This window comes from Jeotgalibacillus salarius, from assembly GCF_004405125.1.
Lineage (GTDB): Bacteria > Bacillota > Bacilli > Bacillales > Jeotgalibacillaceae > Jeotgalibacillus > Jeotgalibacillus salarius.
In genome coordinates this window covers 47,822-64,135 of the sequence record NZ_SORX01000006.1, presented here as the reverse complement: position 1 = coordinate 64,135, position 16,314 = coordinate 47,822, and the positions used below count along the sequence as shown (strand labels likewise).

Below are 16,314 nucleotides of genomic sequence, written 5' to 3'. Positions count from 1 at the left end.
GCTGTATCTGTAAATTACAATATGGCAGATTATCTGCCTGATGACGCACCGTCAATCGAGGCGGTTGATATCATGCAGGGTGAATTTGACGAACCTGTACCGAATGCGAGAGTGATGATTCAGGATGTCACTATTGCTCAAGCGCTTGATTATAAAGAGCAGCTCGAAGGAATTGATGGAATCAGCAGCGTCACATGGCTCGATGATGTCATGGATCTGACTGTTCCGCTTGAAATGGCAGATGATGAAATGATGTCATCTTACTACCAGGACGAGGCAGCGCTGATTTCCATTACAATTGAAGATGAAAGAGAAGTGGAAGTCACGAACGCAGTGTATGACCTGATTGGTGAAGAAAATGCACTGACAGGTGAAGCGGTCACGACTGCAGTTTCTCAGCAAATGGCCGGTGACGAATCAATGTACGCAGCGCTATTGCTTGTTCCGATTATTATTCTGATTCTGATATTGTCGACGAACTCATGGATTGAACCGGTATTTTTCTTAACAGCAATCGGTGTATCGATTCTGATCAACTTAGGAACAAACATATTTTTAGGAGAAGTTTCATTTATCACACAGTCAGTCGCTCCGATCCTGCAGCTGGCGGTGTCGCTCGACTATGCCATATTCCTGCTTCATAGTTTTTCTGACTACCGTAAAAAAGTGGAGGATCCGACTGTTGCGATGAAGCTTGCGATGAAACGGTCTTTTCCTGCAATCATAGCGAGCGCATCTACGACATTTTTCGGATTTATGGCGCTCACATTTATGGAGTTTGGCATCGGGTCAGATTTAGGGATTAATCTCGTAAAAGGTATCCTGCTAAGTTTCATCAGTGTCATTATCTTTTTACCGGCACTGACCCTCATGTTTTATAAATGGATTGACCGGACAAAACACCGTCAGTTCATTCCAGACTTTAAAGGTGTAGGGAAACGTGTCATTAAGTTCAGAGTGCCAAGTTTGATACTTGTACTGCTGCTCATTGTCCCAGCCTTTTTAGCTCAAAACAATACGACGTTTATTTACGGAGCCGGGGAGCATCCGGAAAATACCCGGGCAGGTCAGGATGCCATTGCAACTGAAGAGGTTTTTGGAAAAGAAACGCCAATGGTGCTGCTGGTACCTGCTGAAGACAGAGGGACAGAGGAAGAACTTGTCCGCGAGCTTGAAACGCTAGAGCACGTCTCAGGTGTTATGTCATATATCAATATTGCTGGAGCAGCCGTTCCACCGGAATATCTCGACGAATCCGTAACGGAACAGTTCTATTCAGAACATTATGCAAGAATCACAATTTTTGCAGACACTGCAACGGAAGGTGAGGCTGCATTCTCACTCATTGAAGAAGTCAAAGAGACTGCGGATCGCTATTACGATGACACGCATTTGCTCGGTGAAAGTGTCACTTTATATGATATGAGAGAGATTGTTCAGAAGGATAATACGTTAGTAAATATCATGACAGTTGTGACGGTTGCATTGGTTTTACTCATTACATTCCGTTCACTCTCAATTCCGGTTGTGCTGTTAATTACGATTCAGGCATCAGTTTGGATCAACCTGGCAATTCCGTACTTTACTGATGCGCCGCTTGTCTATATCGGCTATCTGCTGATCAGTACGATTCAGCTCGCTGCTACAGTGGACTACGGCATATTATTTACAGAGAATTACTACAAACTCAGGCAGGAAATGCCGGCACTTGAAGCGATTAAGAAAACAATTGATGAAAAGCTGTTTGCGATCTTCGTATCTGCTTCAATTCTTTCCAGCGTCGGCTTTATTCTCTGGCTGACTTCAACCAACCCGGTGGTCTCTTCAATCGGCTTACTGCTTGGAAGAGGGGCGCTGCTGGCGTTTATCATGGTTGTATTCGTTCTGCCGGCACTGCTGGTGATTTTTGATAAAGTGATTGAAAAAACAACATGGAAAGCAAACTTTTATAAGGGGAAATGACAATGAAATTTAAACGCACAAGCGCAGGTTTTGCAGCATTTCTACTGGCAATGCCAGCGCTTCTGGTCTCAGCAGAAACACAAAATACTGCTGAAAACAACGAACAGGCAGGAGAAGGCGCTTTTGATAAAAAAACAGAAGTCGTCTATGCAACGCTCGATGCTGCCGGTGATCAAAAGGATCTTTATGTCGTCAATAACTTCACTGTCAGTAACTTCGGTGAGATTACTGATTTCGGTGAGTATACCAGCGTTCAAAACCTGACTGACCTGACACCAATTGAACAGCAGGAGCGTCAGATCACACTGAACGCGCAGGAAGAAGAATTCTATTATCAGGGTAACCTTGAGAACCGTGCCCTGCCATGGGATTTTGATATCAGCTACTCGTTAAATGGTGAAGCTGCAGCTGCTGATTCCCTGGTTGGTCAGGAGGGGGCGCTCAAGATTCAAATTGATTCCTCCCAAAACACTGCCGGAGAAGAACTCTTTTTTAACAACTATATGGTTCAGATCACAATGACATTTGACGGTGAGCGGGTTAAAAATATCGAAGCGACTGATGGAACAATTGCAACTGCCGGTAAGAATAGACAGGTGACGTTTACCGTGCTGCCAGAAAAAGAAGAAAGCTATACAGTCAGCGCAGATGTAACGGATCTTGAAATGGAAGCGATTGAAATTGCAGCCGTCCCGTCATCGATGTCCATTGATGAACCGGATACAACAGAAGTGAAAGAGGAAATGACATCACTTTCTGATGCCACTGCTGAAGTGAATAACGGCGTGGGTGAGCTGCAGACCGGAATCGCTGAGCTGAATAATGGTACAGCGAGCCTGTATGACGGATCAGCGCAGTTCCGGGATGGCATCACGCAGCTTTCGCAAAATGCCGGTGGATTAATAGAAGGATCATCTTCTATTCAGCAGGCATTAAATCAGATGAGTGAATCTGTCGGAGCGGGTATTGGCGACGTTGATACAAGTGAATTCAGTGAGCTTCCGGGCGCATTCAGACAGATCGCCGGCGGACTTGATGAAGTAGGAACCGGTCTGACAAACTTAAGCGGAAGCTATGAGCAGGCTTACCATGCGCTCAATCAGGCCATCGCAGGGATGCCTGAACATCATGTGAGTGAAGCGGAGATCGCAGCGCTTTATGAAAGCGGAGCAGATGAAGCAACAGTCAATAAGCTCGTTGAAAGCTATCAGTCATCACTTGCTGTTAAAGAAACATACAGACAGACGCAGGAAGCATTTGCAGCCGTCCCTGGTGCACTTTCAGGTAGTACAGGTGCTTTAGGTGAAATGAGCAGTAGCCTGCATACGATTGCTGACCAGCTTGAAAATGGACTCGCAGCAACCAATATGGATGAATCACTGGGTCAGCTGCAGCAGGGACTTGCAACGCTCGCAGCAAACTATGCAGAATTCCATTCAGGATTGAATGAATATACCGGCGGCGTCAGTCAGCTTGCAGGTTCATATGGGGAGCTGCACAGTGGACTTGGCGGATTGACAGGCGGTACTGATGAGCTTAAAAATGGTGCAGGCGCGTTATACAGTGGAACATCAGAGCTAGCCTCAGCTACAAGCGAGCTGCCGGATCAGCTTCAGGTAGAAATTGATGCGATGCTGAGTGAATTTGATAAATCAGATTTCGAGCCGGTTTCATTTGTATCTGAGGAAAATGAAAGTGTTGAATCGGTTCAATTTGTCATTAAGACAGACAGCGTGAAGAAAGAAGATGCTGAAGAAACAGAAGAAGAAACTGTGGAAGAGAAGAGCTTCTGGGATCGTCTGCTGGACCTTTTCAGATAAAGGGTTCGTGGAAAAACGTTTAGGGTTCGTAGAAAAATGTGCGCGGTTCGGAGAATAGCCGCTGCTGTTCGTAGAAAGACAGGTCGCGTTCTTAGAATAAACACAGATGTTCGCGGAATCATGTCTAAATACCTACATGTTAGATGTACAATTTCATAACCATCTTCCGGCTGACAGGCATAATTCACCTGTCAGCTTTTTATCATTAAATTATTATCACAACAGCTTTACAGTTTACTTTTAGAACATTTGTTCGTATAATAAAAGTAAGAGGAGGAATGGTCATGAAAGAAAAATTGTTCCGCTACTGGAAGCAGGGGCTTGTGGTCAAAATGATTTATATGAAAAGTGATGGCGTTTGTTCAGAACGCAGAGTTTTAATCAGGAAGCTTGGAGATACATCATTTACAGCATTTTGCCTTAAAAGAAGAGCGGTTCGGACTTTTCACTATGACCGGGTACTCTCTATGAAACCTTTGATTAAAAAAGAAAAACTGATTATTTAATCATGTGAGAAGAGTCCTCTCAGAAGATCACTATTGAAGGCTGATCTTATGAAAGGACTCCTTTTATTACCTATTGTTTTCCTCTTTTTCTTCTTCCATTTCTCTGATCGTTTCATACCGCTGACGCTGTCTGTATCCGTACGTTGAAGATAACACAACTTCTTCATCTTCAAGCGCTGAACCAAGAGCACCAATGATCGTTGCGACACTGGTAGCCGTCCATGCAATATAAAAATAATTGATGTACCCTGTATCAGGTGAAACCTCTGATTGCAGAAGGCTCATTGGAATCAGCACCATCACTGCAATCGAAAACAGTATGAACAGCAGCCCGTAATAAAGACATACTGAAGTAAATAAGGTCAGAAATGTTGTCGCATTATACAGTTTTCTAATGTGGACTTCTTTCTCAGTCACTCTCTTTTTTTCCCACAGGTTATGAGCAGATATTATCCAGAATACCATTGCCAGAATTGAGATAACCGAGAGCATGAACATGCGCCATACACTGTAATCGTTACTGAGAAGCCACAAAGTAGGAAATACAAGTGCGTAAGTACCGGTTGTAAATGCAATCATGATTACCTTTTTAAACGAAGGGAACATCGCCCAAGGCTGATTAGCCCGAACCATGCCGGTAACAAGTCTCAACATACTTCCACCGTAGGAATTCACTTTAAATTGAACATCTATATTCTCTGTCCCTTCAGGCGTTTCTCTTTTAATTGGTGAAAGCTTATCAATGCCCCTTCTCCCGACCAGACGCTTTGGATCTCTATTTTTCAGGTTTCTATCTTCCTGCTGATCTTTATGCTCCAGCCGTACTTCCGCCTTTTCACGTCCTTCTTCAGTACTCGTGTAAAACATCTCATTGACCAGCTGAAGAATCGAATCTCTTACCCTTCTTGCAAGTGGCACAGCGCCTAGTCCGGGTAGGCTGATCAAAGCGACACCTTCCTCCTGATAAGCTTCAGCTATAATCGCTTTCTTCATTTTTAAAAGTGGAAGGTCCGTCAGGGCGACAGTGAAATCCCATTCATTTTCAGATCTTTTTTCAATAATCGATTTCATGACTTCATCTGACTGATCAGTTCCTCCTGTTAACGAATCGACTTTACAATCAATCTTCCATTTCCGCGTATCATCCACATAATATGCCAACAGGTCAGGCAGATCGCTTTTGATGGTCCCAACCAGTTCACTGGGATAGCCGGGAGCAGTAATTAATCCCAATGTATAATATGAATCGCTCATCGTATCACCACCTCAGGTATGTACTTTCTATTCCTTTAACCTAAAATGATGTAGTTAAAAACTTTAATTTCCAATTAATCGAATTTATATTAGATGTATGTGAAAAAAAATGATGAATTTTTGAAGAATCAGATGAAGATCACTGTTTTTTATCGATGACATTGTACAAATTACATTGATTAAAATAGTTGGGATTAATCTATTGACCTTCACGTTGCGTAAAGCCTTATGCTTAATTTGTCAGGAGGGGTGCAGATGGAATATACGGTACATCAACTTGCAAAGCTGTCTGGTGTGAGCGGCCGCACACTCAGATATTATGATGAGATTGGTCTATTGAAACCTGCAAGAATGAGTTCTTCAGGCTATCGCATTTACGGCGGAAAAGAAGTGGATCTGCTGCAGCAGATTCTGTTTTACCGGGAGCTCGATGTCAGCCTGGAAGAGATCACAAAAATCATTCATCATCCGGACTTTGACCTGGTTCCGGCTTTGCAGCAGCATATTCAAAAACTGCAGGATAAACATGCCCGTCTTGAACAGATTATTTCAACCGTTCAAAAGACGATTGAAAGTAAAGGAGGAGGCATTTCGATGTCAGATCATGAAAAGTTTGAGGGGTTTAAGCAAAAAATGATCGATGAAAATGAAGAGAAATACGGTAAGGAAGTCCGCGATAAATATGGTGATCAGTTAATGGACGACAGTAATGCTAAAATGATGGGGCTGTCAGAAGCAGATTACGTGCGTATGAATGACATTGAAAAATCGTTTATTTCTGAACTGAAAAAAGCATATGAAACAGGTGACCCTGCTTCAGCTGAAGCGCAGAAAGCAGTAGACCTTCACAGAAAGTGGCTTGCCTTCACATGGCCGAAATATTCAAAAGAAGCACATGCGGGTCTTGCAGATATGTATGTGAGCGATGAACGGTTTACTGCATATTACGATCAGCACATTAAAGGCTTAACAGTATTTTTGCGTGATGCGATTTACGTTTATGCAGGTAAATAATGTACAGGAGCGAATCTCTTGAACGTGAAGAGGTTCGTTTTTTTGTGCATAACATGCTGAGATGGAAAACCATAGCGCACTATTTTTCATAAAATACTTTACAGAAAATTTGGCTTTTTCCTAAAATAGAGTTGTTTTTTTGAACAAAGTATAATAAAATTACTGACATTATTAAAACCAACTAAATTTATCAGGATTAAGGGAATTGGAGGTTGGCAGGTTGAGTGATTCAGTTATTGAGATAAAAGAGCTTTCTAAAAGTTATCCGGGCAGTGAGAAAAGAGAACAGGTATTAGAAAATATTCAATTTAATATTAAAAAGGGAGAAACGATTTCAATACTGGGTCAAAGCGGGTGTGGAAAAAGTACGCTGCTGAATTTGATTGGAGGATTCGAAACACCAGATAAAGGTAGTGTGAATTTTAATGGTGAACCAGTTACCGAACCGGGCAGAAAAAGTGTCATGTTATTTCAGCATTATGGTTTGCTGCCATGGCGGTCAGCGTTGAAAAATGTAGAGCTTGGCATAGAGGATCTGCCACTCAGTACGGGTGATCGTAAAAAACGTGCGCTGCATTACTTAGACATGGTTGGTTTGGCAGATAAGGCAGATCGATTTCCGCGTCACCTCTCAGGTGGGATGCAACAGCGTGTAGCAATTGCAAGAGCGCTTGCCATTGAACCTGAATTACTTTTAATGGATGAGCCATTTGGTGCGCTTGATACTTTTAACCGTTATTACTTGCAGGATGAACTGTTGAAGATTCAAAAAGAAGCAAAAACAACTGTAGTACTCGTTACACATGATATTGACGAAGCAATCTATCTTTCCGACCGGGTGATGGTCATGCGCTCTAATCCAGGGCACATTCAGAAAGAAATTAAAATTGATTCATATAAACCGAGAGACAGGAGCAGTGACGATTTTCAGTATTACCGGAAAATGATTTTGGAGGAGTTCCAATTGGCCAGCTCAAAACCGCCAATTGAATATAATATTTAACCGGATGGAGGAAAAGAAATGAAACGTCAAAAATTGATTAGCCTTAGTCTTCTTTTAGCTGTATCGATGGTGTTAAGTGCGTGCGGTAGCAATGACAGCGGTGAAGGCAGTTCAGATAAACCTACAATAAAGCTTGGGTATTTACCGATTACACATGCAGTACCTCTGTATATTGAAGCCCAGATGAATGAAGAGGAGGATCAGCCGTTTAATATTGAACTGGTTAAATTTCCGTCGTGGCCAGATTTGATGGATGCATTGAATACGGGGAGAATTGATGGTGCTTCAGCACTTGTAACTGTTGCTATGAGAGCAAAAGAGCAGGGAATTGACCTGAAGGCAGTAGCGCTTGGTCATCGTGATGGTAATGTGCTGATTGCTGCAAATGAAATTGATAGTGTTCAGGACCTTGTCGGAGAAACGTTTGCTGTTCCTCATAAATTCTCAACTCACAATGTTCTTTTATATCAAATGCTGAAGACAGAAGGCGTGGCATATGAAGATGTGGATGTTGTAGAAATGCCACCGGCTGAAATGCCTGCTGCACTTTCAGAAGGAAGAATCGCTGGTTATGTTGTAGCAGAACCATTCGGTGCCCAGTCAGTTGTACTGGAGACAGGAAAAGTTTTATATCAGGATAACGAAGTATGGGAGAATTCAGTCGATTGTGCACTAATCTTACACAATGATTTTATTCAGGATAATCAGGAGACTGCTCAGGCGTTTGTAAATAGCTATGTAGAAGCAGGTAACAAAGCGGAGCTGAAGGATGACCATGTAAAAGAAATTTCATCAGAATACATGGATGTAAATGATGAAGTAATGGATCTTTCATTTGAGTGGATCTCTTATGATGACTTAAGAATTCCTGAGGATTCCTATGAACAGCTGAGAACATATCTTAAGGAGATGGGACTGACAGATAACCCGCCTTCCTACGAAGAATTTGTAGACCAAACTCTAATAGACGAAGCGATGTGATTGGATGAAATGGCTTAAAAAATCTGGAAATGTATTCATTGGTGCAACTATCATCATAGCCATTTGGCAGGTGACTACGATGTTGACTGATATGCCGGAAGCACTTCTTCCTACACCGTTAATGGTCGCTCAGGGCATTGTCAGTCTGATCGCTGATGGTACATTATTCGAGCACCTCAGTGTCAGCATGCTGCGTTTTTTGGCAGGGTATCTTTCAGCTGTTGTACTGGCTGTTTTTCTGGGCCTTCTGCTTGGCAGGATGGAAAGAGTATGGGCGGTCGTTGACCCGATCGTTCAGGTGTTAAGACCGGTGTCACCAATTGCATGGTCACCTTTTATCGTCCTGTGGTTCGGTATTGGTAATGCACCAGCGATCGTAATTATTTTTATTGCGGCATTTTTCCCAGTGCTGCTGTCAACGGTTTCAGGTGTGAAAAAGGTTGATCAGACCTATTTAAAGCTTGCTAAGAACCTTGAAATCAAACAGCCGCAGCTCATGACTAAAATCATCTTTCCTGCTGCTTTCCCATCTATTGCAAATGGTCTCCATATTGGATTAGGTACCGCCTGGATCTTCCTCGTCTCAGGGGAGATGGTGGGATCTCAGTCAGGGCTGGGATATTTAATTGTGGATGCTAGAAATCTGTTGAGACTTGACCTGGTCCTTGCGGGCATTATATTCATTGGAATTTGTGGATTGCTGCTTGATAAAGGAATCAGATTGTTTGAGAGATGGATTGAAAAGCAGTGGGGCGTAATACCGAATGATCAGAAATAATAAAAGACAGAGCATCATGTCTCTGTCTTTTATTACACATTAATCCACTTCAACGACTGAAAGTTCATCAACATTTTCATCGCAGTGTGGACAATAGTAAGCAATATTCACTTCTGTCCGACATTTTTCATGAATTAATTTTTTATAGCATTTATCCAAATTTGCTCTACCCCATAAAATAATTGCGTTAAAAACATCTTCAAGATCTTGACCGCTCTCAGTGAGGTTGTATTCATAGCGTGGTGGATGGTCGGAGTATAGAGAAGCTGAGATCAAGCCGCTGCTTTCTAAATACTTCAGGCGATCCGAAAGGAGATTGGATGAAATTCCATTCAGTCCTTTTTTCATTTCACTGAACGTTTTTCGGCCAGTCAAAATTTCATGAACGATCAGTAATGTCCACCGGTCACCGATGATATTTAACGTTTGGGCGATGTTACATGGTAAGTCGTATGTTGCTTTCATTGTCGTCCCTCCAGGCTATTTTACATTATCTAGAGCATAACATATTTTAAATTCGTAACAAGGTTGATTTTTTGAACTTAGTATAATAATATAACCCTAACAGCTAAAGCTGATTATTTTTATCGGAATTATTCAATTTTAAAAAAGGAGCGGTTAAAATGAGTTTATATTTAGTGGAATCAACTTTAAAAAAGGCGATCAGTCATAAGGAAGGTTTTGAGAATGAAACATCAGCATTAAAAACATCGTTTGCATCAAATGGGATTAACCTGATAGAAGTTCAGGTTTCAAAAGATTTCAGCCGAGTGTTCTATATTTTTGAAGCAGATGTAGCTGACCAGCTTGAATCTTTACTTAAAGAGAAAAATATTCAAGTTGATTTATTAAAAGAAGTCAGAATCGTCGGAAAAGATCTGGATGAAGTGAAGAAGGAAGCGAACAACGTAAATTATCTCGTTGAGTGGAATCTTCCGGAGGATCTGACGATGGATCAGTATTTAGCACGCAAGAAGAAAAATTCAGTTCACTATGCAGAAGTACCTGAGGTATCATTCGCAAGAACGTATGTATGCGAAGATATGTCGAAATGTCTCTGTTTCTATGATGCACCGGATGAAGATGCAGTAAAGCGTGCGCGTGAGGCTGTTAAGACACCACTTGACTCCATTACAGAAATTAATAAGTAAGTCGCATCTCCTCCGGGAGGGCTAGTCCCGGAGGTTTCAAGCATGCATGATGAGATGGGAGGCAATAAGATGCTGAAAGAAAACACAGAGGTTGAAAAAATTGTAGCACCTTTAATAAGCAATAAATTGAAGCCTCATGTGAAAAAAATAGATTTGGAAGCATTTTATGCAGAAGATTATTTGAAAAGCTTAGGAGAGGCAGGGTTATTACTTTCTCCCGGTCAGGTTACTGCAGAAGTGGTTGCAAGAGAAATGGCAGTTGTAGAAGAAACAGCGAAAAGCTGTATGACAACCGCGTTCAACCTGTGGTGTCATTTGGCATCGCTGACATATATACGCAGCAGTGATAATCAGCTGTTAAAAGACGAACTGCTCAAAAAGCTGGAAGATGGGTCTACACTTGGGGCTACCGGGCTTTCTAATCCAATGAAAAATTATGCAGGTTTAGAAATGCTGCATTTAACAGCTGAAAAGGCTGATGATGAGTACATCCTGAATGGAAATTTACCTTCAGTATCTAATTTAGGTCAGGATCATTGGTTCGGTGTAGTTGCATCCGCTGATGAGAATCATGAAGTAATGGCGCTTGTACCTTGTTATACCGGTGGACTGACACTGAAGGAGAAAGCTGAGTATCTTGGTGTGAACGGAAGTGCTACGTATGCCTGTCAGTTCCGGGACGTTCATATCCCTGCGAAATATGTGATTTCTACCGATGCGCAGAGCTTTGTTCAAAGCATTCGTCCATACTTCGTGCTCTATCAGATCCCGCTAGGCTTTGGTGTAACGGCTGCTTCTATTCAGTCTATTGAGAAGGCTTCAGCTAAACAGGGTGGTGCGAACGCCTATTTATCTGTCCAGGCTGATGAGCTGTCACAAGAACTTAAGCTGCTTCGAAATCGGGCTGACCATTTAATCGCAGAAAATGACTGGCAGGAGATCCTAAAAGTTCGTCTTGAAACAGCACAACTTACTTTAAAAGCTGTTCAGGCGGATATGCTGCACAACGGAGGTGCAGCTTACCTTCAAAAAAGCCATCCTGCACGAAGGCTCAGGGAAGCTTACTTTTTAGCAAATCTCACGCCTACCATCAGACATCTCGAAAAATTGTTGGCTAACTAACAGAAACGTCGCCTAATGCGGCGTTTTTTTTATTCGATTAATTGACCTTGTCGTGCACCACATAGTTTAAGATAAACACAGGGGGCTGGTCATGATGTACAAAGTACGTGAATTTGCTGAAATTACGGGTTTGAGCAGAGAGACACTTCGATATTATGCAGAGGTCGGCCTTCTTGAGCCTGCTTACATAGATCCGGAAAATCGTTACCGTTATTATGACGATGGGAGCTATTTTTTAGCGAGCCTGCTTGTGAAGTTGAGGAGTTTCGGCTTCAGTATTCAGGAAATGTCTGAAGTGATGAGAGATGAATCTTTTGAAAACCTGGAAGCTATGCTGAAGCAGAAGCGGCAAAAAATATTGAATGAAATTGAGGAAATGAAGGCTAAGATCGAAGAAATTGATCAATTTTTAGAATCTGGAAAGGATGATGAAATGTGATTACGTGGAAAGAAGAAATATTAATTGATGCGAATATTGAACACGTGTGGGACTTGTTCACAGATAAAAATATTAAGAGAATTATGCCAAAGGTCATGTCACACGAACTGGTAGAAGGTGAAGAAACGGAGGCAGGCGCGAAGCACCAGCAAACCTATAGTGAAGGTAAACGTGTAGAAACTTACACAGTGCATACTCTGGCGTATGAAGATCATGAAAATGAGAAATTCAAGAAAATCAGCTTTGTGTTAGGCAAAGCGTTTGATATTACTTTTTCTTTTAGATTGTTAAAAGAAAGTGAACAGCAGACCAGGCTGATTTATGAGGGAGTTAATAAGGGAGCTAATTTTGTTGGCAAAGCAATGATGAAGCTTGCAGGCAAAAAACAGGATAACAAAGTGGTCTTTGAATTCCTTGAAAGAGTGAAGAGTGAAGCTGAGCGCACTTCCTGAGTATAAGATTGAAAATTCTTAATTTAAAAGATTGTATTGACTTATCCAACTGAATCACTTATATTTCAACAATCATTAATAATTAAATACACATCTTCTTATGATGAGAGGCGGAGGGACTGGCCCTTTGAAGCCTCGGCAGCGGACTCGAGCGTTGAGTACTGTGCCAATTCCAGCAGGCGTTTGCCTGAGAGATAAGAAAAGTTGTTTGCTTTTATTAGCCTCTTCTTTTTCTTATTGGAGAGGTTTTTTCTGTGTCTGAAAAACCTGTTCGTATTTTGCTTTAAGAGAAAGTAATACATTCGGTAAAGTCAGGACACGAAAACGATAGATAGGAGGCTTTTTTTATGGAACAGGAAACAATGAAGAGCAATCCGCTTGCTCTTATACCCTTTGGTGTTTTTATTTTACTTTTTATCGGATCAGGAATTTTAACAGGTGACTTTTATTTCATGCCTGTATTAGTAGCATTGTTCACAGCGATTTTAGTGGCAATGTTAATGAACAGAAAGACAGATTTTCAGACGAAAACGATGCAGCTTGCTAAGGGTGGCGGCCATCCGAATATCATCCTAATGGTCGTGATTTTTCTTTTAGCCGGTGCATTTGCTTCAGTAGCAGAAGGTGCAGGTGCAGTTGATTCAACAGTCAACCTTGGGCTGTCACTGCTTCCTCAGAACCTGCTGATTGTCGGGCTGTTTGTAATTGCGTGTTTTATTTCAATTTCAATGGGAACTTCAGTCGGAACAATCGTTGCACTTGCACCAATCGGTCTCGGGCTTTCTGAACAGACTGATATTGGGGTTGCATTAGCGATGGGTGCAATCGTCAGTGGTGCAATGTTTGGTGATAATCTATCAATCATTTCTGATACCACCATTGCAGCTGTGCGTACACAGGGTACGAAAATGAAAGATAAATTTAAGGCGAATATTTTTATTGTTCTGCCTGCAGCAATTATTACAGCAATCATCTTTGGGGTAATGACAACAGGTAACAGCGCTTCTATTGATGGGGATAACCCTTATAATCTTGTTCAGGTACTGCCTTATCTGGGCGTCTTGATTTTTGCTGTAGCCGGTGCAAATGTGATTCTGGTTTTACTTGGCGGAATCATCTTTGCAGGTGTTGTCGGTCTGGCGCTCGGACAATACAGTTTTATGGACTTAATCGGGTTGATTGGAACAGGTTTTTCAAATATGCAGGAGCTTGCGATGATCGCGATTCTGCTTGGAGGACTTGTTGAATTAATCAGAGCAAACGGCGGAATTGAATTCCTGCTTCAGTCAGTCACAAAGCGTGTGAAGACGAAAAAAGGTGGGGAAGCTGGTATCGCCGGACTTGTGAGTACAGTAAATCTGGCTACAGCGAATAACACCATTTCGATTATTACAGCAGGACCACTCGCAAAACAGATTTCAGATGAGTACGGAATTGATAACCGCAGATCAGCCAGTCTGCTCGACATTTTCTCAAGCTCTGTACAGGGTATAATCCCTTATGGTGCGCAGCTTCTTGCCGTTGCAGGTGTAGCAGGTATTTCGCCGGCGGAAATTGTACCATATTGTATCTATCCGATCTTGCTTGCTTTATCAGGGGCAATCGCGATTGCGATTCAGTTTCCACGTTTTAAAAAGAAAGTTGCTTAACAGATAAATGTCCGTGTGGTCACCATGCTGGTGTTTTTCATATAGTTAATTATACGCTGACCCCCAAAAGTTCAACTTTTGGGGGTCAGGTCACTTAAATGTGGCTACGTTATTAAAGAGCAACTTTAATCTTTTCTTCCATATCAAACGGCTCTGTTGTGGATTCAAAGCGCTCTATTACACGTCCATCACGATCAACTAAAAATTTCGTGAAGTTCCACTTAATAGAATCTCCAGACATATAGTGAGGGAAACGCTCATTAATGATGGAAACCAATAATTTTGAGGTAGGGTGAGTCATATCAAAACCCTGAAAAGGTATTTGTTCAGTCAGATAGTTGAATAGTGGAGATGCATCCTGATCTCTCACATTAATCTTCTTGAAGATAGGAAAGTTCACACCGTAATTCATTGAGCAAAACTGTGTAATCTCTCCGTCGTTAAGCGGCTCCTGCTCAGCAAATTGATTCGAAGGGAAACCGAGTATCTGCAGCCCTTGTTCCTCGTAACGCTCCTGAAGCTTTTGTAAATCTTCCAACTGTGGAGTGAAGCCACATTTAGTCGCTGTATTAACAATTAATAAAAGTTTTCCCTGGTATGAATCGAGACTTTTTGTAAAGCCGCTTGATGTTTTAACCTTAAAATCGTAAATAGTCATTCGTTCTATCTCCTTAGTGGACAATCTGAACGTATTGTTCAGGCTGCGTATTCAATTTTGTAGAGGTTTTTATACCTATATCCTTTATTGATATAAAGTAAACCCAAAGAACTAAAATTAATTTATATATAGTTAATTTTAACCTTTTTTGGGTGTGTTGAATGATTGAAATACCTACTACTCATAACACCTTTCACAAGAGAGTTCGTAATACATTTTGCATGCATTCATACAATAAGCATTAAAGATCTCTCGAAGGGAGTCATATGTTTTTAAAACAAAGCATGGCGATCATTTTCGGAAGCCTTTTGTTAAGCATCGGAATCAACTGTTTCTTAGTACCTCATCATTTACTTGATGGCGGCATAATCGGACTTGCGTTAATTGTTCATTATTATTTCGAAGTACAGGCAGGTCTGGCAATGATCCTATTAAGTCTGCCGCTTTTTATATATGCATGGTTCTTTAAAAGAGTGTATTTTTATAATAGTCTGCATGGCTTATTGGTTTCATCGTTGTTAATAGACTGGCTATCGCCGCTGAGAACATTTATTCATATGCCGATTTTTCCAAGTATGATGACAGGGGGACTGTTCATCGGTTTCGGTATAGGACTTATGCTGCGTTTTGAAACGAGCACAGGTGGCACAGACCTGTTGGCTCATATGGTTTCGAAAGCGACATCTATAAATGCAGGGGTTCTTATTTTTATCATAGACGGCATTGTTGTACTGCTTGGGTTTAAAACACTTGGACTTCACACATTTTTATATTCGTGCGGAGTGATCACAGTAGTAGGTGCTACTACCGCACTAATCGTACATAAAAAAAGAATCGAGTGACCGGATATTTAAAAAGATCGTGTCCTAAAGCGACCTTTCAAATTGCCTGCTTAAAGTTTCTTGCCAAATCGAACTCTTTCATGTAAGATATCAATATTCAATATATAGTATTGATTGTTTATGAAACAACTACATATAGTGTTGCCAGAAGATAAGATGCGAGAAATCGCTTAAAAGGGAATCCGGTGAGAATCCGGAACTGCCCCCGCAACTGTATGTGCTGACGAAATGAACAGTCCACTGTATAAGAAAGCTCTAACGGGTGCTTATACGGGAAGGGTTCAGAGTAGAGTGACGCACAAGTCAGGAGACCTGTCTTATTTTTTGTTTTCATTTCTTCGGGGTGTGAGGAAAGAAACGATGGCTTTATCAGACAGGTTCTTCTTGTGGACTGTGCTCTTATAATGCAAATCGTTTATCTTACCGCCTATTCCGATGGGCGGTTTTTATTTTGTACTTTTCCTTTTAATCTACCCTTGAAATAGTTGTAGATAATTCTAGCAATCCCCAGCAGCCTCTTGTAGTGGAGGACGTAGACTCCCGCCCCAGGAAGGGACAGGTGAGACCCCGCAGGCGAAGCCGAGGAGGCTCACCGCCCGGGGGCAGGAAAGCGAAGTCCTCCACGGAAAGGGGCTGCGGTGTCTGCTGAAAACCTAGTAACTTATATAAATCGGAGGGGAACA

Annotated in this window: 16 protein-coding genes and 2 riboswitches; of the genes, 13 read left to right on the top strand and 3 right to left on the bottom strand. The window is 41.7% G+C overall.

The genetic code is table 11. From position 1 onward, the window contains the following. Positions 1–21 precede the first annotated feature (21 nt). From E2626_RS11180 to E2626_RS11170, 3 genes are all read left to right on the top strand, one after another. Positions 22–1,962, top strand: coding sequence for an efflux RND transporter permease subunit (locus tag E2626_RS11180; protein WP_134382035.1), 1,941 nt, complete (start codon positions 22–24; stop codon positions 1,960–1,962). A 2-nt stretch (positions 1,963–1,964) separates the two neighbouring features. After that, positions 1,965–3,782, top strand: a complete 1,818-nt coding sequence (locus E2626_RS11175) for a YhgE/Pip domain-containing protein (RefSeq protein ID WP_166786799.1) — start codon at positions 1,965–1,967, stop codon at positions 3,780–3,782. 284 nt (positions 3,783–4,066) lie between these two features. Continuing rightward, positions 4,067–4,288: a WYL domain-containing protein gene (locus E2626_RS11170; RefSeq protein ID WP_134381849.1), complete on the top strand. Its 222-nt coding sequence runs from the start codon at positions 4,067–4,069 to the stop codon at positions 4,286–4,288. Between the two features lie 66 nt (positions 4,289–4,354). On the opposite strand, the gene E2626_RS11165 is transcribed toward E2626_RS11170, so the two are convergent. Next, the gene (locus E2626_RS11165; protein ID WP_134381848.1) at positions 4,355–5,542 is read right to left on the bottom strand and encodes a hypothetical protein; all 1,188 of its coding nucleotides are present in this window, start codon (positions 5,540–5,542) and stop codon (positions 4,355–4,357) included. 255 nt (positions 5,543–5,797) lie between these two features. Here E2626_RS11165 and E2626_RS11160 point away from each other — a divergent pair, with 255 nt between their 5' ends. The 4 genes from E2626_RS11160 (at position 5,798) to E2626_RS11145 (ending at position 9,318) form a co-directional block, all read left to right on the top strand. Continuing rightward, on the top strand, positions 5,798–6,556 hold the full coding sequence (locus tag E2626_RS11160; protein WP_134381847.1) for a MerR family transcriptional regulator: 759 nt from the start codon (positions 5,798–5,800) through the stop codon (positions 6,554–6,556). A 220-nt stretch (positions 6,557–6,776) separates the two neighbouring features. After that, positions 6,777–7,559, top strand: coding sequence for an ABC transporter ATP-binding protein (locus E2626_RS11155; protein WP_134381846.1), 783 nt, complete (start codon positions 6,777–6,779; stop codon positions 7,557–7,559). Between the two features lie 18 nt (positions 7,560–7,577). Further along, the gene (locus E2626_RS11150) at positions 7,578–8,540 is read left to right on the top strand and encodes an ABC transporter substrate-binding protein (RefSeq protein ID WP_134381845.1); all 963 of its coding nucleotides are present in this window, start codon (positions 7,578–7,580) and stop codon (positions 8,538–8,540) included. Between the two features lie 4 nt (positions 8,541–8,544). Then, positions 8,545–9,318, top strand: coding sequence for an ABC transporter permease (locus E2626_RS11145; RefSeq protein ID WP_134381844.1), 774 nt, complete (start codon positions 8,545–8,547; stop codon positions 9,316–9,318). Positions 9,319–9,357: 39 nt separating this feature from the next. On the opposite strand, the gene E2626_RS11140 is transcribed toward E2626_RS11145, so the two are convergent. After that, a complete protein-coding gene (locus E2626_RS11140; RefSeq protein ID WP_134381843.1) occupies positions 9,358–9,783 on the bottom strand; it encodes a winged helix-turn-helix transcriptional regulator in 426 nt (141 codons plus the stop codon). A 158-nt stretch (positions 9,784–9,941) separates the two neighbouring features. On the opposite strand from E2626_RS11140, the gene E2626_RS11135 reads away from it, so the two are divergent. The 5 genes from E2626_RS11135 to E2626_RS11115 all read left to right on the top strand — a co-directional run bounded on the left by E2626_RS11135 (position 9,942) and on the right by E2626_RS11115 (position 14,131). Further along, positions 9,942–10,469: a DUF4242 domain-containing protein gene (locus E2626_RS11135; RefSeq protein ID WP_134381842.1), complete on the top strand. Its 528-nt coding sequence runs from the start codon at positions 9,942–9,944 to the stop codon at positions 10,467–10,469. A 42-nt stretch (positions 10,470–10,511) separates the two neighbouring features. Beyond that, complete coding sequence (locus E2626_RS11130) at positions 10,512–11,591, top strand: acyl-CoA dehydrogenase family protein (RefSeq protein ID WP_244094305.1); 1,080 nt, start codon at positions 10,512–10,514, stop codon at positions 11,589–11,591. Positions 11,592–11,682: 91 nt separating this feature from the next. Further along, entirely contained in the window at positions 11,683–12,030 is a 348-nt protein-coding gene (locus E2626_RS11125; protein ID WP_244094304.1) for a MerR family transcriptional regulator, read from the top strand. Beyond that, positions 12,027–12,482, top strand: a complete 456-nt coding sequence (locus tag E2626_RS11120) for an SRPBCC family protein (RefSeq protein ID WP_134381841.1) — start codon at positions 12,027–12,029, stop codon at positions 12,480–12,482. The genes E2626_RS11125 and E2626_RS11120 overlap by 4 nt, the downstream gene beginning before the upstream one ends. A 95-nt stretch (positions 12,483–12,577) precedes the next feature. Next, positions 12,578–12,683, top strand: a riboswitch (SAM riboswitch). 146 nt (positions 12,684–12,829) lie between these two features. Continuing rightward, entirely contained in the window at positions 12,830–14,131 is a 1,302-nt protein-coding gene (locus E2626_RS11115; protein ID WP_134381840.1) for a Na+/H+ antiporter NhaC family protein, read from the top strand. Between the two features lie 112 nt (positions 14,132–14,243). Here E2626_RS11115 and E2626_RS11110 read toward each other — a convergent pair whose 3' ends face one another. Continuing rightward, the gene (locus E2626_RS11110; protein WP_134381839.1) at positions 14,244–14,789 is read right to left on the bottom strand and encodes a glutathione peroxidase; all 546 of its coding nucleotides are present in this window, start codon (positions 14,787–14,789) and stop codon (positions 14,244–14,246) included. 266 nt (positions 14,790–15,055) lie between these two features. Between E2626_RS11110 and E2626_RS11105 the strand changes: the two genes are divergently transcribed. Next, the gene (locus tag E2626_RS11105) at positions 15,056–15,631 is read left to right on the top strand and encodes a YitT family protein (protein WP_134381838.1); all 576 of its coding nucleotides are present in this window, start codon (positions 15,056–15,058) and stop codon (positions 15,629–15,631) included. 137 nt (positions 15,632–15,768) lie between these two features. After that, positions 15,769–15,965, top strand: a riboswitch (cobalamin riboswitch). Positions 15,966–16,314 lie beyond the last annotated feature (349 nt).